General features: G+C 65.5%; 16 protein-coding genes. 6 read left to right on the forward strand and 10 right to left on the reverse strand.

What is annotated here, in order from left to right:
* Positions 1 to 106 precede the first annotated feature (106 nt).
* The 3 genes from ACEU5R_RS23060 to ACEU5R_RS23070 all read left to right on the forward strand — a co-directional run bounded on the left by ACEU5R_RS23060 (position 107) and on the right by ACEU5R_RS23070 (position 4,588).
* On the forward strand, positions 107 to 895 hold the full coding sequence (locus ACEU5R_RS23060; protein WP_392411914.1) for a molecular chaperone: 789 nt from the start codon (positions 107 to 109) through the stop codon (positions 893 to 895).
* 17 nt (positions 896 to 912) lie between these two features.
* Positions 913 to 3,477, forward strand: coding sequence for a fimbria/pilus outer membrane usher protein (locus ACEU5R_RS23065; protein WP_392411916.1), 2,565 nt, complete (start codon positions 913 to 915; stop codon positions 3,475 to 3,477).
* Between the two features lie 103 nt (positions 3,478 to 3,580).
* Positions 3,581 to 4,588 (forward strand): fimbrial protein, encoded by a 1,008-nt coding sequence (locus ACEU5R_RS23070; protein WP_392411918.1) that lies wholly within the window; start codon positions 3,581 to 3,583, stop codon positions 4,586 to 4,588.
* Positions 4,589 to 4,604: 16 nt separating this feature from the next.
* Here the strand turns inward: ACEU5R_RS23070 and ACEU5R_RS23075 are convergent, their stop codons facing one another.
* From ACEU5R_RS23075 to rpsO, 4 genes are all read right to left on the reverse strand, one after another.
* Positions 4,605 to 5,822: a threonine ammonia-lyase gene (locus tag ACEU5R_RS23075; RefSeq protein WP_103276343.1), complete on the reverse strand. Its 1,218-nt coding sequence runs from the start codon at positions 5,820 to 5,822 to the stop codon at positions 4,605 to 4,607.
* A gap of 79 nt (positions 5,823 to 5,901) precedes the next feature.
* On the reverse strand, positions 5,902 to 6,627 hold the full coding sequence (locus tag ACEU5R_RS23080; RefSeq protein ID WP_392411919.1) for a hypothetical protein: 726 nt from the start codon (positions 6,625 to 6,627) through the stop codon (positions 5,902 to 5,904).
* 248 nt (positions 6,628 to 6,875) lie between these two features.
* Entirely contained in the window at positions 6,876 to 9,032 is a 2,157-nt protein-coding gene (gene pnp / locus ACEU5R_RS23085) for a polyribonucleotide nucleotidyltransferase (RefSeq protein ID WP_103272927.1), read from the reverse strand.
* Between the two features lie 90 nt (positions 9,033 to 9,122).
* Positions 9,123 to 9,392 (reverse strand): 30S ribosomal protein S15, encoded by a 270-nt coding sequence (gene rpsO / locus ACEU5R_RS23090; RefSeq protein WP_012248532.1) that lies wholly within the window; start codon positions 9,390 to 9,392, stop codon positions 9,123 to 9,125.
* Positions 9,393 to 9,665: 273 nt separating this feature from the next.
* Here rpsO and ACEU5R_RS23095 point away from each other — a divergent pair, with 273 nt between their 5' ends.
* Positions 9,666 to 10,184, forward strand: coding sequence for a hypothetical protein (locus tag ACEU5R_RS23095; protein ID WP_103272926.1), 519 nt, complete (start codon positions 9,666 to 9,668; stop codon positions 10,182 to 10,184).
* Positions 10,185 to 10,247: 63 nt separating this feature from the next.
* Here the strand turns inward: ACEU5R_RS23095 and pssA are convergent, their stop codons facing one another.
* The 4 genes from pssA to ACEU5R_RS23115 all read right to left on the reverse strand — a co-directional run bounded on the left by pssA (position 10,248) and on the right by ACEU5R_RS23115 (position 14,596).
* The gene (gene pssA, locus ACEU5R_RS23100; protein ID WP_103272925.1) at positions 10,248 to 11,021 is read right to left on the reverse strand and encodes a CDP-diacylglycerol--serine O-phosphatidyltransferase; all 774 of its coding nucleotides are present in this window, start codon (positions 11,019 to 11,021) and stop codon (positions 10,248 to 10,250) included.
* A gap of 193 nt (positions 11,022 to 11,214) precedes the next feature.
* Positions 11,215 to 12,231 carry a ketol-acid reductoisomerase gene (ilvC, locus tag ACEU5R_RS23105; protein WP_103272924.1) on the reverse strand — a complete coding sequence of 339 codons (1,017 nt, stop codon included), beginning with the start codon at positions 12,229 to 12,231 and terminating at the stop codon, positions 11,215 to 11,217.
* Positions 12,232 to 12,303: 72 nt separating this feature from the next.
* Positions 12,304 to 12,795 carry an acetolactate synthase small subunit gene (gene ilvN, locus ACEU5R_RS23110; RefSeq protein ID WP_103272923.1) on the reverse strand — a complete coding sequence of 164 codons (492 nt, stop codon included), beginning with the start codon at positions 12,793 to 12,795 and terminating at the stop codon, positions 12,304 to 12,306.
* Between the two features lie 10 nt (positions 12,796 to 12,805).
* On the reverse strand, positions 12,806 to 14,596 hold the full coding sequence (locus tag ACEU5R_RS23115; protein ID WP_392411923.1) for an acetolactate synthase 3 catalytic subunit: 1,791 nt from the start codon (positions 14,594 to 14,596) through the stop codon (positions 12,806 to 12,808).
* Between the two features lie 603 nt (positions 14,597 to 15,199).
* Between ACEU5R_RS23115 and ACEU5R_RS23120 the strand changes: the two genes are divergently transcribed.
* Entirely contained in the window at positions 15,200 to 17,431 is a 2,232-nt protein-coding gene (locus ACEU5R_RS23120) for an FUSC family membrane protein (RefSeq protein ID WP_392411925.1), read from the forward strand.
* Positions 17,432 to 17,518: 87 nt separating this feature from the next.
* On the opposite strand, the gene yaaA is transcribed toward ACEU5R_RS23120, so the two are convergent.
* Together yaaA and ACEU5R_RS23130 are read right to left on the reverse strand one after the other, a co-directional pair.
* The gene (gene yaaA, locus ACEU5R_RS23125) at positions 17,519 to 18,289 is read right to left on the reverse strand and encodes a peroxide stress protein YaaA (protein ID WP_392411927.1); all 771 of its coding nucleotides are present in this window, start codon (positions 18,287 to 18,289) and stop codon (positions 17,519 to 17,521) included.
* 21 nt (positions 18,290 to 18,310) lie between these two features.
* On the reverse strand, positions 18,311 to 19,093 hold the full coding sequence (locus ACEU5R_RS23130) for a 3-hydroxybutyrate dehydrogenase (RefSeq protein WP_392411929.1): 783 nt from the start codon (positions 19,091 to 19,093) through the stop codon (positions 18,311 to 18,313).
* A gap of 611 nt (positions 19,094 to 19,704) precedes the next feature.
* Between ACEU5R_RS23130 and ACEU5R_RS23135 the strand changes: the two genes are divergently transcribed.
* Positions 19,705 to 25,520, forward strand: a 5,816-nt coding sequence (locus ACEU5R_RS23135) for a calcium-binding protein (protein ID WP_392411931.1), incomplete at its 3' end; no start/stop codon positions are given.

Raw genomic sequence — 25,520 nt, forward strand, 5'->3', positions numbered from 1 at the left:
TCGCGTGGACGGAGCCGCCCGGCGACGATCCGGCGCGCCGCCCTTTCATGCCTATACGCCAGCGCCGCGTTGGCGCCCGGGACTTATCGTGCATCAGAGAACCGCAATGTCCTTCATCACCACCACGCGAGCCGTCACCCGCGCCCTGACGGTTGCCAGCCTGTGCGCCGCGACAGCCGCGCCCGCGCATGCCGCGGTCCTGCTGGGCGGTACCCGCGTGATCCTGAACGAAAAAGACCGGGAAGCGTCGATCTCGATGAAAAACGAGGGCAAGGCGCCCTACGTGGTGCAGGCCTGGCTGGACGCCGGCGAAGGCAAGAACAAGACCCCCTTCCTGCTCACGCCGCCCCTGTCGCGGCTGGATCCAGGCATGGAGAACCTGCTGCGCATCATGCGCGTGTCGTCCAGCGACCTGCCGGCCGACCGCGAATCGGTCTTCTGGCTCAACGTCAAGGAAATCCCCGAAAAGGCCGAGGGCGAGAACGTGCTGCAGATCGCCGTGCGCACGCGCATCAAGCTGTACTACCGTCCGGCGGCGCTGCGCGGCGGCGACGCCTCGCTGGCGCGCAACAGCCTGAAGTGGGCCGTGGCGGCCGGCGCCAATGGCCAGGGCGCCGTGTTGAAAGTGGTCAATCCCACGCCTTATCACGTGACGTTCACGGGCTTCCGAATCAACAAGAATCAGCAGGAGATCCGCCCGGAAATGCTGCCGCCCATGGCGGAGCAGAGCTATCAGCTGAAGGCGATCAAGACGCCCCAGGCGATCACGGTGACCTACACCACGATCAACGACTACGGCGGAGAAACTGCCGTGGAAATGGTGAACGTGCCCGCGGCCAGCGAGCCCGTGCCGCTCAAGCCCGAACCCGTGCCCGACAGCGCGGGGAAACCCTGATACATCGAGGGTACGCCGTGACTTCCGCTCCATGCTCCGCGCCGATTCGCAACTACGCCTTGCTGGCGCTCGCCCTGGCGCTGGCGCCGCAGGCTGGCAGGACCGCGCAGCCGGCGGCCAGCATCTTCAATGAAGGGTTCCTGGGCATCGGCGGCGATCAGCCCAACGCGGACCTGTCCGTATTCAAGTTCGGCAACCAGGTACTGCCGGGCTCATACATGGTCGACGTGGTGCGCGACGGCAATGTGCTGGGCCAGTCCCAGCTGCGCTTCGAGGAAGCGCCGGGCAAGCGCGACGCGCAACCCTGCCTGACCCGGAGCATGCTGGAATCGTGGGGCGTGAACGCGGCCGCCATCGGCGGCCTGGCGACGCTGCCGCCGGAAACCTGCGTGGATCTGGCGACCAGCCTGCCCGATGCCTCGTATACCTATGACGCGGGCCGCCAGCAACTGTCGCTGAGCATTCCGCAGGCGGCGCTCAAGCGCACGGCGCGCGGCGCGATCGACCCGTCCAAATGGGACCGGGGCATCAATGCCGCCATGCTGGATTACCAATTCAACCTGACGCAGTACGACGGCACGCGTCCGAGCGCCGGTCCGGGCCCGACCATCAACGGCCCCTATGGTCCGCAGCCGGACAGGGCCGCCAGGAACAACGCCGTGTTCGCCGGCCTGCGCGGCGGCTTCAATCTTGGCGATTGGCGCTTCCGCAACTACTCGACCTACAACCGCGACCAGTATGGCCAGGGCCGCTGGCAGGCGGTGCAGACCTATGCGCAGCGCGATCTGCGCTCGATCCGGGGCCAATTGCTGCTGGGCGACGGCAGCACACCGGGCGAGCTGTTCGACAGCGTGCAGTTCCGGGGCGTGCAGATCGCCTCGGACGATTCCATGCTGCCCGACAGCCTGAACGGCTATGCGCCGACCATACGCGGCGTGGCCCAGACCAATGCGCGCGTTACCGTGCGCCAGAACGGCTACATCATCTACAGCACCTATGTGCCGCCCGGCCCCTTCGCGCTGGACGACCTGTATCCCACCTCGGCCGGCGGCGACCTGGACGTGACCGTCACCGAGGCCGATGGCCGCGAGACGCATTTCGTGCAGGCCTATGCCGCCGTGCCCACGCTGCTGCGCGACGGCGCCTGGCGCTACAGCGCCACGGTCGGGCAGTATCGCAACGGCTACGTCTACAACCAGGGCGACATCCGCCGGCCCTACTTCCTGCAGGCCACGGCGGCCCGCGGCATGCCGATGGATTTCACGCTCTATGGCGGCACGACGCTGGCGCAGAATTACCAATCGCTGCTGGCGGGCGCGGGCAAGAACATGCGCAGCCTGGGCGCGGTGTCGCTGGACCTGACCCAGGCCCGCACGCAGCAGGACCAGGGCGGCACGCTGTCCGGCCAGTCGCTGCGCTTCCTGTACGCCAAATCGCTGGAACAGACCGGCACCAATTTCCGCATGGCCGGCTACCGCTATTCGACCAGCGGCTATCGCACCTTTTCCGAATCGGTGCAGATGCGCTATGCGCAGGAATACGGCCTGCCCTTCGCCAATCGTCGCAACGAGATCCGCCTCGACGTCTCGCAGCCGCTGGGAAACTGGGGATCCGTGTACGTGTCGGCGCGCCAGCAAAGCTATTGGAACAGCTCGCACACGGACAAGCTCATCCAGCTCGGCTATTCCGGCAACTATGGCCAGGTCAACTACAACCTGTTCTACAACCAGTATTCGAACCAATACGGCCCATCGAACCGGCAGGTCATGCTGACGCTGTCGATCCCGCTGGGCAAGACCGGCGCGACGGCCATGTACTCAGCGTCTCACGACAGCAACGGCCGCGTGGCCCAGCAGGCCAGCCTGTTCGGCAGCGCGATGGACGACTACCGCCTGACCTACGGCATCACCGCGAACCAGTCGAACCAGGACAGCAGCAGCGGCAGCGCCAACCTCAATTACAAGGGCCGCTACGGCAATGTGACGCTGGGCCGCAGCCAGGGCTCGGGCTACGGCCAGACCAACCTGGGGTTGGCCGGGGGCATCGTCGCCCACGGCGACGGCGTGACTTTGTCCCAGCCGTTGGGAGAAACCATCGCGCTGGTGCGCGCGCCCAAGGCCTCGGGCGTGGGCGTCGAGTCCCAGGCCGGCGTCAGCACGGACGGCGCGGGCAATGCGGTGGTTCCGAACGTCACCCCATACCGCAGCAACCGGTTGGCGCTGGTCACCCAGGACTTGGACGACTCGGTGGACGTGAAATACGCGGCCCGCGACGTGGTGCCCACGCGCGGCGCGGTGGTGCTGGCGCCGTTCGAGACGTCCGTGGGCTACCGCCTGATGCTGACGCTCAAGGGGCGTGACGGACGAGCGCTGCCCTTCGGCTCGCGCATCGAGAACGAAGCGGGCCAGGAAGTCGGCATCGTCGGCCCGGAGGGCCAGGCCTATGTGAGCGGCGCGCCCGAGGCCGGCACGCTGAAGGTGATCTGGGGCCAGGACGCGGCCGCGCAATGCGAGGTCAAGTACGCGCTGCCCCGCGAGGAAAAACCCTCGCCGATCCGCCAGTACGAAGGCAACTGCTCATGATGCCGCGCGTCCATCCCTGCATGCCGGAATGCTTGCGCCTTGAGGCCGCGCCCACGTCGCCCTGCTCTGGCCAGGTTCTCGTGGCTGAAAACGGAGTTTTCGAATGAAATGGCTACACACGCTCTTGCTGCGCGGTCTGTTGATCGCGGCGAGCCTGCTCTGCGCCGGACAGGCCTGGGCCGTCTGCTCCTACTCGCCGCGCATGAATCTCGGCGACATCGTCATCAATCCCGGCCTGGTGAGGGTCGCCCAGGATGCCGCCATCGGCGCCATCGTGGGAAGCCAGACCGTCGGAATCCCCAACACCGGCGGCCTGATCTGGATCGGCCAATGCGCGGCCAACGGCTACGGCGGTTTCAATATCGCCCTGAATGTCAACCAGGGAACGTCCGTGGCGGGACAGAGCAACGTCTACAGCACCAACATCCAGGGCATCGGGTTTCGGATCCGCACGCTTGGCAGCAACGCGAATACCTGGCCGACTGGGGTCGGCGTCTTCAACGCCGCCGCAGCCTCCGTGTATATAGGCTGGCGCCAGATTCAGTTCGACCTGGTGAAGACCGCCGCCATCGTCGGCAACGGCCAGCTGACGCCGGGCGAATACGGCCGGGCCCAGGTCTCCGGCAACCCTTTCGATCAGTACTTCCGCGTCGTGGTGGCCGGCGGCAGCATCCTCACCCCCACCTGCAGCGTCGATGCCGGCTCGCAAAACGTCACCGTGCCGCTCGGCTCGGTCTATCGCACGGCCTTTCAGGGCGCGGGTTCCACGACGGCGCCCAGCGCTTTCTCGTTCCGGCTCAACTGCAATTCACTGCCGGCAGGGCAAGGGAACACGGTCATGATAACCATGGACGCGACCGCCGACCCGTCGGGCCAGCCCGGAACATTGCGCCTGGCCACAGCCGGACCGGGTCCGATCGCGGGCGGCGTGGGCATACAGGTACGCGATGCGCTCAACAACCCGGTCGTGTTCGGCCAGGCCGTCGACGTGGGGCCATCGCAGCCGGCGGGCTACGTCGTGTCCTTCACCGCGCGCTACATCCAGACCACCGGCACGGTGACGGCGGGCCAGGCCAATGGCCTGGCCACCGTGACCCTGACGTACAAGTAAGGCGGCTCGGCCGGCCTCAGTGGTCGTGGTTGCTGGCGGCGAAGCCCGCGTTGTTGAGCACCTCGATCACTTCCTGGATGTGATCGTGGCCCCGGGTCTGCAGCACGAAGTCCACTTCCACGTTGCGCACCGGCAGCGAGGTGAAGGCGCGCTGGTGGTGGACCTCGGTGATGTTGGCCTGGGCGTCGGCGATGAGCTTGGTGGCATGCGCCAGCGCGCCCGGCAGGTCGCGCAGGTCGACGCGGATGCGCGCCAGCCGGCCGGCGCGCACCATGCCGCGCTCGATCAGCTCGCCCAGCATCAGCGGGTCGATGTTGCCGCCGGTGAGCACCAGGCCGATGCGCTTGCCCCTGTAGCGATCGCTGCCCTCTTCCTGGGCGCGCAGCAGCGCGGCCAGGCCGGCCGCGCCGGCGCCTTCGACCACGGACTTCTCGATCTCCAGCAGCACCACGATGGCGTGCTCGATATCGCTCTCGCTGACCAGCTCGATGCGGTCGACCAGCCGGCCGGCAACCTCGCGCGTGATATCGCCGGGCGATTTCACGGCGATGCCCTCGGCGATGGTGTACGGTCCCTGCGGCATGGTCACGCCCTTGAGCGCGGCGTACATGGACGGGAAGCGCTCGGTCTGCACGCCCACGATCTCGATGCCGGGCTTGAGCGCCTTGGCCGCGGTGGCGATGCCCGAGATCAGGCCGCCGCCGCCGATGGCCACGACCAGCGTGTCCAGCTGCGGCTGGTCTTCCAGCATCTCCAGTCCCACCGTGCCCTGCCCCGCGATGACGGCCTCGTCGTCGTAGGGGTGGATCATGATCAGCCCGCGCTCCTGCGCCAGCTCGTAGCCGCGCGCCTTGGCATCGTCGAAGGTGTCGCCGGCCAGCACCACCTCGGCGCCGAAGCGGCGCGTGTTGGCGACCTTTACGGTGGGCGTGAAGCGCGGCATGACGATCACCGCCGGCACGCCCATGCGCTGCGCATGGTAGGCCACGCCCTGCGCGTGGTTGCCGGCGGACACGGCGATCACGCCCTTGGCGCGCTCGGCCTCGGACAGCGTCAGCATGCGGTTGAGCGCGCCGCGCTCCTTGAAGCTGGCGGTGAACTGCAGGTTCTCGAATTTCAGCCAGATCTCGGCCCCGAAGATGTCGGACAGCGTGCGCGACAGCGTGAACGGGGTCTTGAGCACCTGGCCGCGCAGGTTCTCGCGGGCGGTCTGGATGGAGGCGATGTCAATCACGGTGAACGGTCCTGTGGGTGCCTGCGTGGCGGTTGTCCTGTGGAACGCGGACGGCATCGAGAGGACTGCGCGCCGCGCCCTACCGCACCGGCAGGAAATTGAACAGCAGCAAGCCCTGCGCGTAGTTGATTCCGATGCGCCTGGAGTTTTCGCCCAGCAGGTTGGCGATCAGGTCCAGCCGGCCGATGATGGCGCCGAACTCGCGCTCGAAGCTGAGGTTGGTGGCGTTCTGCGACATCTCGTTGGCCAGCAGCAAGGGCTCGCCCTGGCTGTTATGGCGCGACGCCAGCAGCCAGGCGGCGGCCTCGACGTTCCGAGCGGCATTGTAGACCCGCTGGCCGTCCAGCGCGTCGGACACGTACAGCCGGGTCTTGCCGTTGTGGGCGGCGATGATGGTGTCGGCCAGGCCGTAGATGAAGGCGGCGACACGGTCGCCCGAATAGTTGGGGTCCAGCGAGACGGCCAGGATCTGGATGTCGCGCAGGCCGGACAGGCCGGGCGGCGGGCGGCGCTCCTCGATGGCGCGCTTGACCCGCGCCACGGCGGCGGGCTGGTCGGCGGCGTCGGTCTTGCGCCATTCGCGGGGATTGCGGCGGTAGAGCTTGTCCAGCAGGACGTAGAGGCTGGCGAGGTTGTCGCGGACCTCTAGCGTGACGGTGCGGTTGAAATCGGTCTGGCCGAACTGGTCCGCCGACATGCTTTCGCTGCGGGGGCCCTTGCCGTCCGGCGGCGGACTGCTTGCGCAGCCGGCCAGCAGCGCCGACAACAGCGCCGCGATGCCCGCGGGTATCAACCGTCCCGTCATGCCCTGACCATCCGTTCCCCCGACTCCACCGTCGGACGCCTGGCGCAATGCGCGGCGCCCTGTCCTGTGCGCTGAACTTTACCGTAAGGAAGGCGAGGATGGGAGCCGTAGAGACCCCGAAGAAGCAAGAAGATGAATCAGCCGCCGGCCACGCGACCGGATCGCCCGCGCCTGCCCGCCGCGCGGGCAGATCGTGGACAAAAAAACGGCGCCTTGCGGCGCCGTTCTTGCAGTCGGGAACGCAAGCCTTATTCGGGCTGCGCCTCGGCTTGCGGAGCGGCTTCGGCAGCGGCCTGCTGCTGCTCGATGCCACCGATGGCCTTGATGGACAGGCGCAGGCGGCCCTTGTCGTCGGCCTCGATGACCTTGACGCGAACTTGCTGGCCGACCTTCAGCACATCGTTGATGTTGGCGATGCGGTAGTTGGCGATCTCCGAGATGTGCAGCAGGCCGTCGCGGCCCGGCAGCACCTGGACGATGGCGCCGAAGTCCAGCAGACGCAGCACGGCGCCTTCGTAGACCTGGCCCACTTCCACGTCGGCGGTCAGCTCGACGATGCGGCGCTGGGCTTCCTTGGCCTGCGCTTCGTCGACGCTGGCGATCACGATCGTGCCGTCGTCGGAGATGTCGATCTGCGTGCCGGTCTCTTCGGTCAGCGCGCGGATGGTGGCGCCGCCCTTGCCGATCACGTCGCGGATCTTCTCGGGGTTGATCTTGATGGTCAGCATGCGCGGAGCGAAAGCCGACAGCTCGCCGCGCGAACCGTCCAGCGCTTCCTTCATCTTGCCCAGGATGTGCAGGCGGCCTTCGCGGGCCTGGGCCAGCGCCACCTGCATGATTTCCTTGGTGATGCCCTGGATCTTGATGTCCATCTGCAGGGCCGTGACGCCGTTCTCGGTGCCCGCGACCTTGAAGTCCATGTCGCCCAGGTGATCTTCATCGCCCAGGATGTCGGTCAGCACGGCGAACTTGCCGCCGTCCAGGATCAGACCCATCGCCACGCCGGCGACGTGGTCCTTGACCGGCACGCCGGCGTCCATCATGGCCAGCGAACCGCCGCAGACCGAAGCCATCGACGAGGAGCCGTTGGACTCGGTGATTTCCGAGACGAGGCGGATGGTGTACTGGAAGTCTTCCGGGGCCGGCAGCAGCGGGATCAGCGCGCGCTTGGCCAGGCGGCCGTGGCCGATTTCGCGGCGCTTGGGCACGCCGATGCGACCGGTTTCGCCGGTGGCGAACGGAGGCATGTTGTAGTGCATCATGAAGCGGTCGCGGTACTCACCCATGAGCGCGTCGATGATCTGCTCGTCCTGCTTGGTGCCCAGCGTGGCCACGACCAGCGCCTGGGTTTCGCCGCGGGTGAACAGGGCGCTGCCGTGAGCGCGCGGCAGCACGCCCAGGCGCACGCTGATCGGGCGCACGGTGCGGGTGTCGCGGCCGTCGATGCGCGGCTCGCCGTTCAGGATCTGGCCGCGCACGATGGCGGATTCCAGCGAGAACAGGATGTTGTCGACGGTGACGGCGTCAGGCGCCGGCTCGCCCTTCTCGGCGGCGGCGGCGTTCAGCGTGGCCGACACGTTGGCGTAGACTTCGCGCAGCTGCGTCGTGCGGGCCTGCTTTTCGCGGACCTGGTAGGCGGCGTTCAGGCCGGGCTGGGCGGCGGCGGTGACGGCGGCGATCAGGGCCTCGTCCTTGGCCGGAGCCTGCCAGTCCCACTCGGGCTTGCCGGCGTCCTTGACCAGGTCATGGATGGCGTTGATGACGGCCTGCATCTGCTGGTGGCCGTAGACCACGCCGCCGAGCATGACTTCCTCGGACAGCTGGTCGGCTTCCGATTCCACCATCAGCACGGCGTTCTCGGTGCCGGCGACCACCAGGTCCAGCTTGGAGGACTTCAGCTGCGAGGCGGTCGGGTTGATGGCGTACTGGCCATCGATGTAGCCCACGCGCGCGGCGCCGATCGGGCCGTTGAACGGGATGCCCGAGATGGCCAGCGCGGCCGAGGCGCCGATCATGGCGGCGATGTCGGGGTCGATTTCAGGGTTGACCGACAGCGTGTGGATGACCACCTGGACTTCGTTATAGAAGTCTTCGGGGAACAGCGGACGCAGGGGACGGTCGATCAGGCGGGAGGTCAGCGTTTCCTTTTCGGACGGCTTGCCTTCGCGCTTGAAGAAGCCGCCCGGGATGCGGCCGGCGGCGTAGGTTTTCTCGATGTAGTCGACGGTCAGCGGGAAGAAGGTCTGACCCGGCTTGGCCTTCTTGGAGGCCACGACGGTCGCCAGGACCACGGTGTCCTCGATCGACACCACGACGGCGCCGGAGGCCTGGCGAGCGATCTCGCCGGTTTCCAGGACGACCGTGTGCTGGCCGTACTGGAACGATTTAGTCACTTTATTGAACATGACGGTTATTCCTTACAAATGAAAAACCGTGGCCGCCGCGACAAGAGTCGCACCGGCCACGGTTGCGTCATGGGGAGCCAGCCCCGTCGATCACTTGCGCAGACCGAGTTTTTCGATCAGAGCGCGGTACGAATCGGGATTGCGGCCCTTGAGGTAGTCGAGCAGCTTGCGGCGGCGGCTGACCATACGCAGCAGACCACGGCGCGAGTGATGGTCCTTCATGTGTTCCTTGAAGTGACCAGTCAGTTCGTTGATACGGGCGGTGAGCAGAGCCACCTGAACTTCGGGGGAACCGGTGTCGCCTTGAGCGCGTTGGAATTGCGCAACGATATCGGCTTTCTTGATGTCAGCAACAGACATTTATGACCTCTTCGGACATGCGACAGGGCCGAGGCGCCCTGACGTGGTTGGGGAAAAAAATCGCGGACCGGATTGGCGTATTCGCTTTCTCACTGCTGCCTGCAGAGGCTGGTGGAACCTGGCTCTTGGCCTGGCCCGCCGCCGCTGCCGCCGGCGCGATTCGGCATCATGCGAAACGGATGCCTGGATAAAGCCCGACGATTATAGCTGATTCGATAGAATTGCCCTACTGGCGCCCCAGGGGCGCCCTTCCGCCTTCGAGGGGAGCAAAATATGACACTTCATTACAAAACAGCCCGCATCGCCCTGGCGGCGGGCGCCCTGCTGGCCCTGTCGGCCTGCGCCAACCTGGCCCAGGTCGCGCCTGGCACGCCGCTGGCCGACGTGCAGGCCCAGTTCGGCCGGCCCAACTTCGAATGCCCGCAGGCCAACGGCGGCCGGCGCGTCATCTGGACCCAGCAGCCCATGGGCCAGTACGCCTGGGGCGCCAATGTCGGCGCCGACGGCCGGGTGGACAAGGTGCTGCCGCTGCTGACCGACCCGCACTTCAAGGTGCTGGAGACCGGAACCTGGAGTCCGGACCGGGTGCGCTGCGAATTCGGCCCGCCGGCCAGGATCGATGAAGCGGGGCTGGGCGAGAAGCGCGAGGTGGTCTGGTCCTATCGCTACAAGGAAAACAGCGTCTGGAATTCGCTGATGTACGTCTACATGGGCCGCGACGGTTCGGGTGTGACGCATTTCCATCCTGGGCCGGATCCGATGTACGACGAAGACAGGTTCATGTGGCGCTGAATGCCTCGGCCATGAAAAAACCCGCCCAACGGCGGGTTTTTCAATTGCATCCCAGCAATGATGTCACGACCCCTGCCCGCGCCGTTCCTGCTGCAAGCGACGCGCGCGGTTCCAGCGCAGCGCCCAGATGATCCAGCCCGACAGGCCGTACAGCACGAACAGGCCGAACAGCACCACCGGAGGATCGCTGGAGACGAACACGAACACGGCCACCACCAGCAGAATGCCCCAGAACGGCACGCTGCGGCCCAGGGCGAAGCTCTTGCCGCTGAAGAACGGCGCGTTCGACACCATCGAGATGCCGGCGTACATGGTCACGGTGAATGCGACCCAGGCCATCACGCTGTCATGGATGGGCAGCTTGTTGTCCACGGCCAGCCAGACGAAGCCGGCCACCAGCGCGGCGGCGGCGGGGCTGGGCAGGCCCTGGAAGTAGCGCTTGTCGACCACGGCGATATTGGTGTTGAAGCGCGCCAGCCGCAGCGCGGCCCCCGCCACGTAGACGAACGCGGCCAGCCAGCCCCAGCGGCCCAGGTCGTTCAGAATCCATTCGTACATGACCAGCGCCGGCGCCACGCCGAACGAGGTCATGTCGGACAGCGAGTCGTACTGCTCGCCGAAGGCGGACTGGGTATTGGTCAGGCGCGCCACGCGACCGTCCATGCCGTCCAGCACCATGGCCACGAAAATGGCGATGGCGGCGACCTCGAAGCGGTTGTTCATGGCCTGCACGACGGCGTAGAAGCCCGCGAACAGGGCCGCGGTGGTGAACGCGTTGGGCAGCAGGTAGATGCTGCGATGGCGGTTCTCGGAATCGCGCATGGAGAAATTGGGCATGGTCTGGAAAACTTGCGGCGGACAGATCGAAAGGTTAACCCATCTGGCCCCGCTTGCGGGCCGGACGACCTTACGCGCCGGCGCGGCGCGGGGCGTGCTACGCCCGCGGGGAAAAGAAAAGCGGCATGCCCTCGCAGGCATGCCGCCGTGACGCAGCCTGGGGCGCCGGGCAGGCCCGGCGCCCTGGCGGGCATCAGTTCTTGGACTTGTCCACCAGCTTGTTGGCGGCGATCCAGGGCATCATGGCGCGCAGCTTGCCGCCCACCTGCTCGATCTGCGATTCCGCGTTGATGCGGCGGCGCGAGGTCAGCGTCGGGGCGCCGGCGGCGTTTTCCAGGATGAAGCGCTTGGCGTACTCGCCGTTCTGGATGTCCGTCAGGCACTGGCGCATGGCGGCGCGGGTGTCGTCCGTGACGATCTTCGGGCCGGTCTCGTATTCGCCGAATTCGGCGTTGTTCGAGATCGAGTAGTTCATGTTGGCGATGCCGCCTTCGTAGATCAGGTCGACGATCAGCTTCAGCTCGTGCAGGCACTCGAAGTAGGCCATTTCGGGCGCGTAGCCGGCTTCCACCAGCGTATCGAAGCCGGCCTTGATCAGTTCGACGGTACCGCCGCACAGCACGGCCTGTTCGCCGAACAGGTCGGTTTCGGTTTCTTCGCGGAAGTTGGTCTCGATGATGCCGGCGCGGCCGCCGCCGTTGGCGCTGGCGTAGGACAGGGCCACGTCGCGCGCGGCGCCGGACTTGTCCTGGTACACGGCCACCAGGTGCGGCACGCCGCCGCCCTGCTTGTAGGTGTTGCGCACGGTGTGGCCCGGGGCCTTCGGCGCGATCATGATGACGTCGATGTCTTCGCGCGGCACGACCTGGCCGTAGTGCACGTTGAAGCCGTGGGCGAAGGCCAGCGCGGCGCCGGCCTTGATGTTGGCGTGCACTTCCTTGTTGTAGACCGAGGCGATGTTCTCGTCGGGCAGCAGCATCATGACGATGTCGGCGGACTTGACGGCGTCGGCGACTTCCTTGACGTCCAGGCCGGCGCTGGCGGCCTTGTTCCACGAGGCGCCGCCCTTGCGCAGGCCGACGACGACCTTCACGCCCGAGTCATGCAGGTTCTGCGCGTGCGCGTGGCCTTGCGAGCCATAGCCGATGATGGCGACGGTCTTGCCTTTGACGAGGGAGAGATCGCAGTCTTTGTCGTAGAAAACTTTCATGTTGTGCTCCAGATTCCAGTATGTGGATATTCGATTGATTCAGTTGCAGGGTGCGGCCGGGAAATCCCGGCCTCAGATCTTCAAGATCCGTTCGCCGCGGCCGATGCCGGACACGCCGGTGCGCACGGTTTCCAGGATGGCGCTGCGGTCCAGAGCCTCGAGGAAGGCCTGTACCTTTTCCTGCACCCCGGTGAGTTCGATGGTGTAGGACTTGTCGGTCACGTCGATGATGCGGCCGCGGAAGATGTCGGCCATGCGCTTCATTTCCTCGCGTTCCTTGCCCACCGCGCGCACCTTGACCAGCATCAGCTCGCGCTCGATGTGCGAGCCTTCGGTCAGGTCGACCACCTTCACCACGTCCACCAGGCGGTTCAGGTGCTTGGTGATCTGCTCGATGATTTCATCCGAGCCGGTGGTGACGATGGTCATGCGCGACAGCGTGGCGTCCTCGGTCGGCGCGACGGTCAGCGTCTCGATGTTGTAGCCCCGCGCGGAGAACAGCCCCACCACGCGCGACAGCGCGCCGGGCTCGTTCTCGAGGAGGACGGAAATCACATGCTTCATGTTGGCCTCCTTACAGGTCTTCAGAGCCGAGCAGCATTTCGGTCAGCCCGCGGCCGGCCTTCACCATGGGCCACACGTTCTCGGTGCGGTCGGTGATGAAGTCCAGGAAGACCAGGCGGTCCTTGTGCTTCTTGAACGCTTCGCGCAGCGCCGGCTCGACGTCGGCCGGGCGCTCGATGCGCAGGCCTACGTGGCCATAGGCCTCGGCCACCTTGACGAAGTCGGGCAGCGAATCCATGTACGACTCGGAGTAGCGCGAGCCGTAGTCGATCTGCTGCCACTGCCGGACCATGCCCAGGAAGCGGTTGTTCAGGCAGACGATCTTGGGCGTCAGGCGGTACTGCGCGCAGGTCGACAGTTCCTGGATGTTCATCTGGATCGAGGCTTCGCCGGTGATGACGGCGATCTCCTGGCCCGGATTGGCCATCTGCACGCCCATGGCGTACGGCAGGCCCACGCCCATGGTGCCCAGGCCGCCGGAGTTGATCCAGCGACGCGGCTTGTCGAACTTGTAGTACTGCGCCGCCCACATCTGGTGCTGGCCCACGTCGGAGGTGACGAAGGCGTCGCCGCCGGTCACTTCCCAGAGCTTTTCCACCACGTACTGCGGCTTGATGACTTCGTCCGAGCCCGCGTACTTCAGGCATTCCTTGCCGCGCCAGGTCTCGACCTGCTCCCACCACTTCGTGATGGAGGCCGGCTTGTGCTCGGCGGCGGCCGCCTCGTACTGAGCGCTCAGGTCGGCCAGCACGTCCTTGACGTTGCCGACGATGGGCACGTCCACGCGCACGCGCTTGGAGATCGACGAGGGATCGATGTCGATATGGATGATCTTGCGGGCGTTCTGGGCGAAATGCTTGGGATTGCCGATCACGCGGTCGTCGAAGCGCGCGCCGATGGCCAGCAGCACGTCGCAGTGCTGCATCGCCATGTTGGCTTCATACGTGCCGTGCATGCCGGGCATGCCCACGAACTGGCCGCTGCTGGCGGGATAGCCGCCCAGGCCCATCAGCGTGCTGGTGCAGGGCGCGCCCAGCTGCGTCACGAGCCTGTTCAGCTCGGGCGCGGCGTTGGACAGGATCACGCCGCCGCCGGTGTAGATCATCGGACGTTCGGCGGCCAGCAGCATCTGCACAGCCTTCTTGATCTGCCCCTGGTGCCCCTTGTTGACGGGCGCGTAGGAGCGCATCGTGATCTCGCCCTTGGGCGGCGCGTACTTGCACTGCGCGACGGTGACGTCCTTGGGGATGTCGACCAGCACCGGGCCGGGACGGCCGGTGCGCGCGATGTAGAACGCGCGGCGCATGGTCTCGGCCAGATCCTTGACGTCGCGCACCAGGAAGTTGTGCTTGACGCAGGGACGCGTGATGCCGACGGTGTCGCATTCCTGGAAGGCGTCCTCGCCGATCGCCGCCGTGGGAACCTGACCGCTGATGATGACCATCGGGATCGAGTCCATGTAGGCAGTGGCGATGCCGGTGACCGCGTTGGTCACGCCGGGGCCGCTGGTCACGATGCAGACGCCGACCTTCTGCGACGAGCGCGAATACGCGTCGGCGGCATGCACGGCGGCCTGCTCATGGCGGACCAGGATATGCTGGAATTTGTCTTGCTTGAAAATCGCGTCGTAGATATAAAGCACCGCGCCGCCGGGGTAGCCGAAAACGTGTTCCACGCCTTCTTCGGCCAGGCAGCGCACGACGATATCGGCGCCATTCAGTTCCATGTTGTCATTCCTTTCAAAACCGGCCCTGCTAACCCTGCCTGCTGCCCGCCCGGATACGGCGGCAACTGAACCCATACCGGCTGCGACAACATGATCCGGCGCTTTGCGGCTCACGGAGCCACGCCACCCGGACACCTTGCCGACCCGGCATACGTTCGACAGAACGCAGCGCGAACGCCCCTTGGGGACGCTGGAGGTCGAAATGGAAGCCTTGGCAACACACGCTTGTGGCGCGGCCAACGGCAGGTGTAACTGCTGCGGAAGATCCTGGAAGGTGGTCCAGAAAATCCGCCTCAACGCGCCGGCTTCGGATAGGCAGGCCAGCGCAAGGCAACGACTCTACCGCATTGCGTCATCCGTAGCAAATCATGCGTGGCGCGGTGTTGCGCCCAGGTATCGCGGAAGATCCGACCCCGGATTCTGCGGCGCGGGCGGGCCGCTGCCGCAGGTCCACATGCTGGTCCTTTGAGGTCCATATTGTGGTCCCGCATCATTTTGGAATCCGGCTCGGACTTGTCCTGCGTTGCCCCCCAAACCCGGACCAGGACCCAAATCCGAACCGCCGCCAAAGCGACGTCAAAGCGCCATCGCGGCAACAATCTGGCGCAGTAATCCGGCCCCGAAAAGCCCGCCGCTCTCTATACTTGTCGCATCAATCAGCCCGCACGCCGCTCGCCCATGGATTTGCGCATTGCCAGCATTCGCCGCTTCCTCTACAGCCACTACTTTTTCGGAGGGGTGCGCCAGGCGATAGGCATGCTGTTGCCGGTGCTGGTGCTGGGCGGACTGTTCGGCCACTACGCCACGGGACTGGTGGCCACCTTCGGCGCGCAGTGCCTGGCCATCATCGACCAGCCCGGCGGTCCGCAACGCCACCGCACCAACGAAATGCTCGGCGGCGCCTTGCTGGGCACGCTGACCGTCATCATCACCGGGCTGGCGTCCACGCACCCTGTACTGATCTGGCTGGCGGTCATCGCCCAGTGCTTCGTCTTTTCCATGTTCACCGTCTTCGGCAAGCGCGGCGGCCTGATCGGCTTCGCCGCCCTGCTGCTCATGACGCTGACCATGCATTCGCCGCTGGAGCCCGACCAGGTCCTGGCCCATGCCGCCGCGACGCTGGGCGGCGCGCTGTTCTACGTGGCGTTCAGCCTGGGCTTCTCGCGACTGTTCTGGCTGCGCGAGGAACAGCAGGCCATGTCGGTGGCGCTGTTCGCCACCGCCGACTACGTGGCCGCGCGCGCCGCCTTCTACGACGCGACCGCGGACCTGGACGATGCCTATCGCGCGCTGATCCAGAGCCAGTCCGTCATGACGGAAAAACACCAGGCGGCGCGCGACATGGTGCTGCGCGCCCTGCCGCGCGGCAAGGGCCTGGGCGACCGCCAGCGCGTGATGATCTGGAACATGTTCGTGGACATGCTGCAGCTGCTGGACACGCTGGTGGCCACGCACACCGACTACGCCGCGCTGCGGCGCGCGCTGGCCGGCAACGACTGCCTGATCTTCATGCGCGACGCGCTGGTGAAGATGTCGCTGGAACTGAACCGCATCGCGCTGGACGTGTCGCGCGGTCGCAAGGTGCAGTACCGCAGCAGCGCCAAGGCCGAGCTGCGCGCCATCGAGTACGAGATCGAGCAGCTCAAGCAACAGGGCTTCGGCGAACGCGAGCCGGAAATGCTGGCGCTGATCATCCAGGTGCTGCGCCGCCTGCGCAATTCCACCCGCATCGTCGACCGGCTGGCCGACCACACCGCCGCCTCGCCCGACGCCAAGCCCACCGATGTGCTGCGCATCAGCAAGTCGCTCACGCGCTTCATCTCGCGCCAGGAATTCCGCTTCGGCCTCTTGACCAGCAACCTGCGCCTGGATTCGCCGCACTTCCGCTACGCGCTGCGCGTGACGGCGGCGGCGGCGCTGGCGATGACGCTGGCCAGCCGCTGGCTGTCGCCGGCATTCTCGGCGCACAACTACTGGATCATGCTGACCATCGTGATCATCATGAAGCCCGGCTTCGCGCTGACCCGACAGCGCAATGGCTGGCGCCTGACTGGCACCGTCATCGGCTGCGTCTGCGCCCTGCTGCTGTTCAACCTGACCGACAGCCCCGAGATCCTGTTCGCCGTGCTGCTGGCCGCCTGCATCATGGGCAACAGCCTGGTGCAGCTGAACTACATGGCCAGCGCCATCTTCAACACGCTGTTCGTGGTGCTGGTGTTCCACTTCGTTTCTCCCGGCACGGTGTCCATGTCGGTGATCGGCGAACGCGCCATCGACACGCTGATCGGCTGCGCGCTGGCGCTGGTGTGCAGCTACATCCTGCCCTGGTGGGAGGCCCGCTACCTCAAGCCGCTGGCGGCGGCGGCCACGCGCGCCAACCGCGAGTACCTGCTTGCGGGCATGCGATACGCCGACGCGATGCAGGCGCCGGCCGATCCCGCGCCTGACGCGGCCAGGGACGGCCAGGCCCCGGCCATCGCCGACGCCGACCTCGCCTGGCGGCTGGCGCGCAAGAACGTGCACATCGCCTTCAGCAATTTCGCCGAGGCGTTCTACCGCATGATGAGCGAACCCAAGTCGCATCAGGTCAACGTGCCCGAGCTGAACAACCTGCTGATCCAGAACCATGTGCTGGCCTCGCAGATCACGGCCGCCATCCCGACCCTGGCGGCGCTGCCGCAAACGCCCGCGCCGGTGCGCGAGGCGCTGGACGGCATGGCCCGGCTGCTGGACGAAAGCCGGATGCAAGGGCCTGCGCCGGTCCTGCCGACTCAGTTCGACACCGACGGCGAGCAGGCGGCGCTGGCGTATCCGCTCAAGCAAATGATCAAGGCCAGCCACATGATCCGCCAGGAATTGCTGGCGCTGGACGAGCCGGCGCACGCGCCGGGCGCGGCGGCGCCGGCCTGAGCGGGCGGCGCGTCCTGCCAGGATCGCGACGCCGCAAGAAAATGGCCGCCCCGAAGGCGGCCATTTTCACGACAGCAAGCCAGAGGCTCAGAGCTTGCGCCGGAACACCAGCTTGTCGTCCGACGAGGCCGACGCGTCGTAGGCGTAACCCTCCAGGTCGAAGCCCTGCAGCCCTTCGGGCTTGGCGACCTTGTGCAGGATGGCGTAGCGCGCCATCAGGCCGCGCGCCCGCTTGGCGTGGAAGCTGATGATTTTCCAGGCGCCGTTTTTCCAATCCTGGAACACGCACTGCACCACCCGCGCCTTGAGCGCCTTCAGGTCCACGGACTTGAAGTACTCCTCGGACGCCAGGTTGACGATGACCGGCGACTTCTGGCCTTCCTGGCGTTCGTTCAGGTACTGCGCGATCGAACTGCCCCAGTAGTCGTACAGCGTCTTGCCCTTCGGCGTTTCCAGGCGCGTGCCCATTTCCAGGCGGTAGGGCTGCATCAGGTCCAGCGGACGCAACACGCCGTACAGGCCGCTGAGGATGGCCACGTGTTCCTGCGCCCAGTCCAGCTGCTTGGCCGACAGCGAGGACGCGTCCAGCCCCTCATACACATCGCCATTGAAGGCCAGCACCGCCTGGCGCGAATTGGCCTGGGTGAAGCTGCGCTTCCAGCTGGCGTAGCGCTGCACATTGAGCTCGGACAGCGCCGGGCTCAGGCTCATCAGCGCGGAAATGTCGTCGGCGGACTTGGTTTTGAGCACTTTGATCAGGCCGGCGGCCTGATCGACGAACAGGGGCTGGGTATGCGTCTCGACGTGCAGCGGCGAGTCGTAGTCCAGTTTCTTGGCGGGGGAAAGCAAAAACAGCATGAGCGGGGTTCCTACCTGATATCAGCGCGCGGTCCAGCCGCCGTCGACGGAAATGGTGGTGCCGGTGATCTGCGCGGCGGCGTCGGACACCAGGAAGACGGCGGTGCCGCCCAGCTGTTCCGGCGTGACGAATTGCAGCGAGGGCTGCTTTTCGCTGAGCAGTTCGCGGGCGGCGGCTTCCTGATCCACGCCGTTCTTCTCGGCCAGCGCGGTGATCTGCTTCTCGACCAGCGGGGTGCGCACCCAGCCCGGGCAGATGGCGTTGGCCGTGATGCCCTGGCCGGCGGTCTCCAGCGCGGTGACCTTGGTGAAGCCGACCACGCCGTGCTTGGCGGCGACATAGGCCGACTTGAAGGCCGAGGCCACCAGCCCGTGGGCCGAGGCGATGTTAATGATGCGGCCGAAGCCCTGCTTCTTCATGTACGGCAGCGCGGCGGCGGTGCCGTGGAACACGGCCGACAGGTTCAGCGCGATGATGGCGTCCCACTTCTCGACCGGGAAGTCCTCGATCGGCGCGGTGTGCTGGATGCCGGCGTTGTTGACCAGGATGTCGATGCGGCCGAGCTGGCGCACCGCGTTGTCGATCAGGCCGCGCACGGCCTCGCCCTTGGACAGGTCGGCGCCGTCGTACACGACGCGCACGCCATGCTGGCTGGCCAGCCCGGCGCGAACCTTCTCGATCTCGGCGGCGTCGCCGAAGCCGTTCAGGACGATATCGGCGCCCTGCTGGGCGAGCGCGCTGGCGATGCCGAGGCCGATGCCGCTGGTGGAACCGGTGACGACTGCGACTTTTCCTTTGAGCATGGGAATTCTCCTGTGATCTGGCGCGAGAGGCGGACGGTGAGGCGAAGCCTCGAGTGTAGCTGGCCCGGCATCACGGGCCTCACGGCCCTAGCCAGGCACGCAGCCCATCCGTGGCGCGGTCCATCGCGGCCGGCCTGGACATTGCCGGATTGTTGGCGCCGCCGGCGAATCCATCGGCAACGCCGGGAATAATGAAAGCGCTCTCAAAATAAACAGTCAACTTTATATATTCGACAATTTAATTTATTGACAAATTATTGATCGCTCGTTAATTTTTTCGCGCACCCTTTCATTCCGCTTTCACAAATAAAAAATGTCATGCATGCGGATATGGGTGAGACGGATGCTGGCGCTGCTATCTCAAGATGGTTGATCAACCAAGGATGCTTCACAAGCAATGAGACAGATTCTGCCCTATGCCCTATTGCTCGGAATATTGCTGGTGGTGCTCTATGCGGTCTACGACCTCTATCGGATATACCGCCACAAAAAGAAGCGCCCGGACACTCCGTATATCCCGAATCAGAAAATCTACAACTACATAGCCGTTTTTCTTGTGATTTGCGGGGTTATTGCGCTCTATCTCCGCCACTCTTGATCAAGGAGTTCGCATGAGTTGGGTCAACCTATTCGTCGTAACAGGTTCAGGCGCGGAAGGCATCTATTCCGCTCATGCCGATGGACGACCTGTTGCCATCATGTCCGGAGACGGACAAGCCCTGGTTGGCATCGTCAACGGCGTTGCCTCCGTCGCAGGCAACCGCATACCAGGCCTTGCCCAAGCGGTAGCCCTCGCCACCAACCCGATGGCAGCTACATGGACAGTCGCAAAGATCGGCATGGATATTCGCGACTTCAGGAAATTGTCCTTGTCGGATGCGATCTCAATTGTTGGCAACGGCTTTGCCATGGCGGCGGCAGTCATCAGCGTGAGTGCCGGAGGCGCGGCAGCAGCCATCCCGTTGCTCGCTATCGGAGCTGGCCTGACTATAGCGGGGACCCTAGCCAGCTTGACCGGCCATACATTTCCCCTCGGGGGACCCGGTCCCGGTCGCAGCCCCCAGGATCCAACCGACCCCTCTGACCCATCCAACCCCGACAACCCCGCCGCCGGCATGGGCGGTGCAAAAAAGGCGGTCAGCCCGCTCATCCTCGACCTGGACGGCGACGGCGTGGAAACGCTCTCGTATACGTCGGGCATATTCTTCGACCATGACGGCGATGGCTTCGCCGAGGAAACGGGCTGGGTGGGCAAGGACGACGGCCTGCTGGTCTGGGACAGAAACGGCAACGGCCAGATCGACGACGGCAGCGAGCTTTTCGGCAACAACGCCTACCTGCCCGGAGGCGGCCGCGCGTCCGACGGGTTTGCGGCGCTGGCGCTGTTCGACAGCAACGGCGACGGCAAAATCGACGCCAACGACGAACGCTTCCATGAACTGCGGGTCTGGCGGGACAGTAACAGCAGCGCCGGCGTGGACGCGGGCGAACTGATGACCCTGTCCGAGGCCAACGTGCGCTCGATCGACTTGGGCTACACCCGCAACCCCGGCGGCGTGGACGCGCAGGGCAACAACCATGCGCTCGCCGGCGGTTATACGCGCACCGACGGCTCGGTTCGCGGCATGAACGACGTCTGGTTCGCGATCGACCCCGCCATGACGATCGAGAAGGACACCGTGGCGATCAACAGCACCATCGCTGCCCTGCCGAACGTCAGGGGATCCGGCACGGTGCACAGCCTGCATCAGGCCATCGCCCGCGATGGCAGCGGCCAACTCCAGGCGCTGATCGCGGCGTTCGTCGCCGAGCAAAACCGCGATGCCCGCCTGCTGGCGTTCGATCAGTTGGTCTTCGCCTGGGCCGGCGTCGCCGGGATTGCCCCCACCAGCCGCGGCGAATACATGCACGACGCCCGGAAACTCTACGCGCTGGAAGCCTTTCTGGGCGACAAGTTCCTGCAAAGTGCCGGAACCAACGCCGGCACGCCCAATCCAGGGCCCAATTCGGCGGCCCTGCTGCTGGACGCCTACGAATCATTGCGCGAAATGCTGTATGGCCAATTGATGGCTGCATCGCACTTCTATTCCTTGATCGGCCAGGTCACGATCACCGACATCGTCGACAACAAAATCCTGTTCGATCTTTCCCAGGTGGCCGCCAGCCTGCGGAACTCCTATGCGGCGAACCCCGCCGAAGCCCAGCACCTGATCGAGGAATTCGGCCTGGCATTGCACGGCCTGGGCGAACGCGGCGCCGAATTCATGCGGGCCCTGCGCCAAATCGGAGCATCGGGCAGCGACGACTTCTCCCGGCTGCTGGCCGATATCGGTCAATCAGGCTCTGACGTACTCACCGGGGACGACCAGGACAACACGCTGTCCGGGGAAGGCGGCAACGACATCCTGCGCGGCGGCGGCGGCAACGATACGCTCCTGGGCGGCGCCGGCAAGGACCAGCTCTACGGCGACGCCGGCGATGACATCCTGGACGGCGGCGTCGGCCGCGATTTCCTGAGCGGCGGAACGGGCGCGGACACCTATCTGTTCGGCCTCGGCTCGGGCGTGGATACGATAGACAACTACGACGCGGACCCGTTGGGCGTCAATGCGGACACGATACAGTTCAAGCCGGGCATCGCACGCGCCGACGTGTCATTCCTGCGCTCGGAAAACGATCTGCACATCATGATCAAGGGCACGACGGATCTGCTTGTCGTGTCCAACTACTTCCTGCTGGACGCCACCACGTCCTATGCCGTCGAACGCATCAGATTCGACGACGGCACCGTCCTTTCAATTGGCGAGATAAAGAACATCGTCCTCGCCGGCACCGAACAGTCGGACCGGTTGACCGGCTATGGCAGCGACGACGTGCTGAACGGCGGCGGCGGCAACGACCATTTGCAGGGCATGGGCGGCAACGACATCCTGGATGGCGGAGCGGGCGACGACACGCTCGAGGGCGGCAGCGGCTCGGATACCTATCTGTTCGGCCGCGACTCCGGCAACGATCGCATCATTGAACTCAACGACGCGTCGCCCGCGGACCGGGTGCTGTTCGACGCCGACGTAATGTCGTTCGATGTGACGATCTTGCGCACAGGCGCCGATCTCCGAGTCACCATCACCGGCTCGGGCAACACCCTGCTGATCGAAGGATACTTCTCGCGCGACACCCTCCATGCCGGCATCGACACGCTGGAGTTCTCGGACCGCGTCCTGAACTTCGACGATGTCGCGAACCTGACCATGCAGGCTTCCGCCGCCAACGACGTCATCGACGGCACCTTCCGCGATGAGACAATCGCGGGGCTGGACGGCAACGACACACTCTACGGCCGGGCGGGCAGCGATACGCTGCTGGGCGGCGCCGGCAACGACATCCTCGACGGCGGTGAAGGCAACGACACGCTGGACGGCGGCAGCGGCGACGACATCCTGCGCGGCGGCATCGGCGATGACACGTACCTGTTCGGCCACAACGCCGGCCACGACACCATCCAGGACGAAGGAGGCCTGGACCGCATCGTGTTCGAGGCCGGCATCGCGCCTGCCGACCTGCGCATCGCGCGCGACGGATCCTCTTTCGACCTGCTCATCACGCTGCAAGGCGGCGGCAGCTCCCTGCGGATCAAGGACTACTTCTTCGGCACCAATGGGCGCTACGTCGTGGATCGGCTCGAATTCTCCGATGGCTCCGTCCTGACCTACGACGACATCGTGGCGGGGATCCTCGGCGCGACTTCCGGCGACGACATCATCTATGGCACCAATGCCGGCGAGACCATCCGCGGGCAGGAAGGCAACGACACGCTGTATGGCGAAGGCGGCGACGACATCCTGGACGGCGGCGCGGGCGACGACACGCTGTACGGCGGCGAAGGCTCCGACACCTACCTGTTCGGCCGACATTCGGGCAACGACACCATCAGGGAAACCGGCCTGTATGGCGATGCTGGTGACCGGGTGCTGTTCGATGCGGACATCCTGCCGTCGGACATCACCTTCGCCCGCGCAGGCACGTCGAACGATCTGCTCATCACCGTCCAGGGTTCGGGCAATACCCTGCTCGTTCACGACTACTTCCAGCGGGCGTTGCAACGCTACGGCATCGATCTGTTCGAATTCGCCAACGGCACCGTGCTGACCTTCATCGACATCGCGGCAATCACGATGGGGGCCACCAACGGCGACGACGTGATCACCGGCACTGCCGCCGACGATGTCATCAACGGACTGGCCGGCAACGACATCCTGAACGGTGGTGACGGCAACGATACGCTGCTGGGCGGTGATGGCAACGACACCTTGAACGGCGAGGCCGGCAACGACACCCTGGACGGCGGCGCGGGCGACGACGTGCTGGATGGCGGCGTGGGAGACGATACCTATCTCTTCGGCCGCCATTCCGGCAACGACACCATCAAGGAAGGGCTGCTCATGTCCGGCAACGACAGGGTCCTGTTCGATGCCGACGTGCGGTTCACGGATGTCCAGTTCCAACGCGTGGGATCGAGTCCGGACCTGCTCATCACGATCTCCGGTTCAGGCAACACCCTGCTCATCAAGGACTATTTCGATCGTCTCGGCACGGACAGCGTACGCATCGAACGTCTCGAATTCGGCGACGGCGTGGTCCTGGGCTATGCCGACGTGGCGGCGATCGTCATGCGCCCCACGGAAGGCAACGATGTCATCTACGGCACCGACGGCAACGACCGCATCTTCGGCGAGGGCGGCGACGACATCCTGTACGGCGACCGGAGCGATGACATCCTGGACGGCGGCGCCGGCAACGATCTCCTGATCGGCGGAGAGGGTTCCGACTCGTACTGGTTCGGCCGCAACTCCGGCAATGACGTGATACAGGAAGAAGGCCTTTTTGGCGGCACCGACCGGGTTCAGTTCGACGACGACATCCAGCGCGCCGACCTGCGGTTCACGCGCGTCGGCACGTCCCAGGATCTGCTGGTCACCATTGCGGGCTCCAACAGCACGCTACTGTTGAAAAACTATTTCACCCGCGCCATCGCCAGCTATGGCATCGAGCTGTTCGAGTTCGCGAATGGCGACAGCCTGAACTTCGCAGACATCATCACCCTCACCATGACCGGCACGGCAGGCAATGATCAACTCATCGGTACCACGGACGACGACACGATATCAGGGCTGGACGGAGACGATACGATCTGGGGTCGCGATGGCAATGACCTGCTGCTCGGCGGCAATGGCAACGATGTGCTATATGGCGAGACAGGCAACGATACGCTGGACGGCGGAGCCGGCGACGACACGCTGGACGGCGGCATCGGGAACGATACCTATCGGTTCGGCCGGAACTCCGGAAACGACACGATCCTCGAAGGCAAGCTGTTCTTCGGCAACGACCGCGTCGTCTTCGATGCCGGCATCACCCAGGCGGACCTGAGCTTGCAACGGATCGGATCTTCCTACGACTTGCTGATCACGCTCGCACCCACCGGCAACACGCTGCTCATCAAGGACTATTTCGACGGCGAGACGGCCGACGCCGGACGGGTGGAACGCCTGGAATTCTCTGACGGCAGCGCGCTGACGCTGCCGGACGTCGCGGCGATCACCATGCGCCCCACCGAAGGCAACGACACGATCTACGGCACCGCCGGCAACGACGTGCTGCGAGGCGCCGGCGGCAACGATGCGCTCTACGGCGGCGACGGCAATGACGCAATCTACGGCGACGACGGCAACGACACGCTGTACGGCGAACGCGGCGACGACACGCTGGATGGCGGCGCCGGCGACGACCTGCTGATCGGCGGCGAGGGCTCGGACACCTACCGCTACGGCCGCGGCTCGGGCAACGACACCATACGGGAAGACGGCCTGTTCGGCGGCACGGACGTCATCCAGTTCGACGCCGGCATCCTGGCCGGAGACATCAGCCTGCAACGCGTCGGCACGAGCAATGATCTGCTGATCACGCTGGACACCGGCAATACGCTCACCGTCCTGGACTTCTTCTTCCGTCCGCTGTCCGGCTACGGGATAGAAAACCTGGCTTTCACCGATGGCACGGTATTGAGCTACGCCGACATCGCGGCCCTCGTCTCGAACGCCAACGGCTCGCCCGTCACCCCGTCCGGCGCCGCTGCGACGTCCAGTGCGACCACAGCGCTGGGCAGCCCGGAAGAGGCCGCCGCGCAACGGCTGTGGCTGGGCAGCGCCAGCAGCTTTTCGGAAGCGGCTCCCGCCGCGGCCACGGCGTTCGGCCTGGCCATGGAAATCATGACCGGAACCCCGCCCGTCCCGGCCGGCCCAGCGGAACTCCAACAGGTGGATCAACGCATGTTGCAACTCATCGACGCCATGTCGGCATTCTCCCCCGAGGATTCCGTTGCGGGATTCCACAGCCCCGAACAGCAGCCCCTGGTCGCGCCGATGCT

Origin of the sequence: Achromobacter sp. 413638 (assembly GCF_043119405.1) — a bacterium.
In the GTDB taxonomy this organism is placed as follows: Bacteria; Pseudomonadota; Gammaproteobacteria; order Burkholderiales; family Burkholderiaceae_B; genus Achromobacter.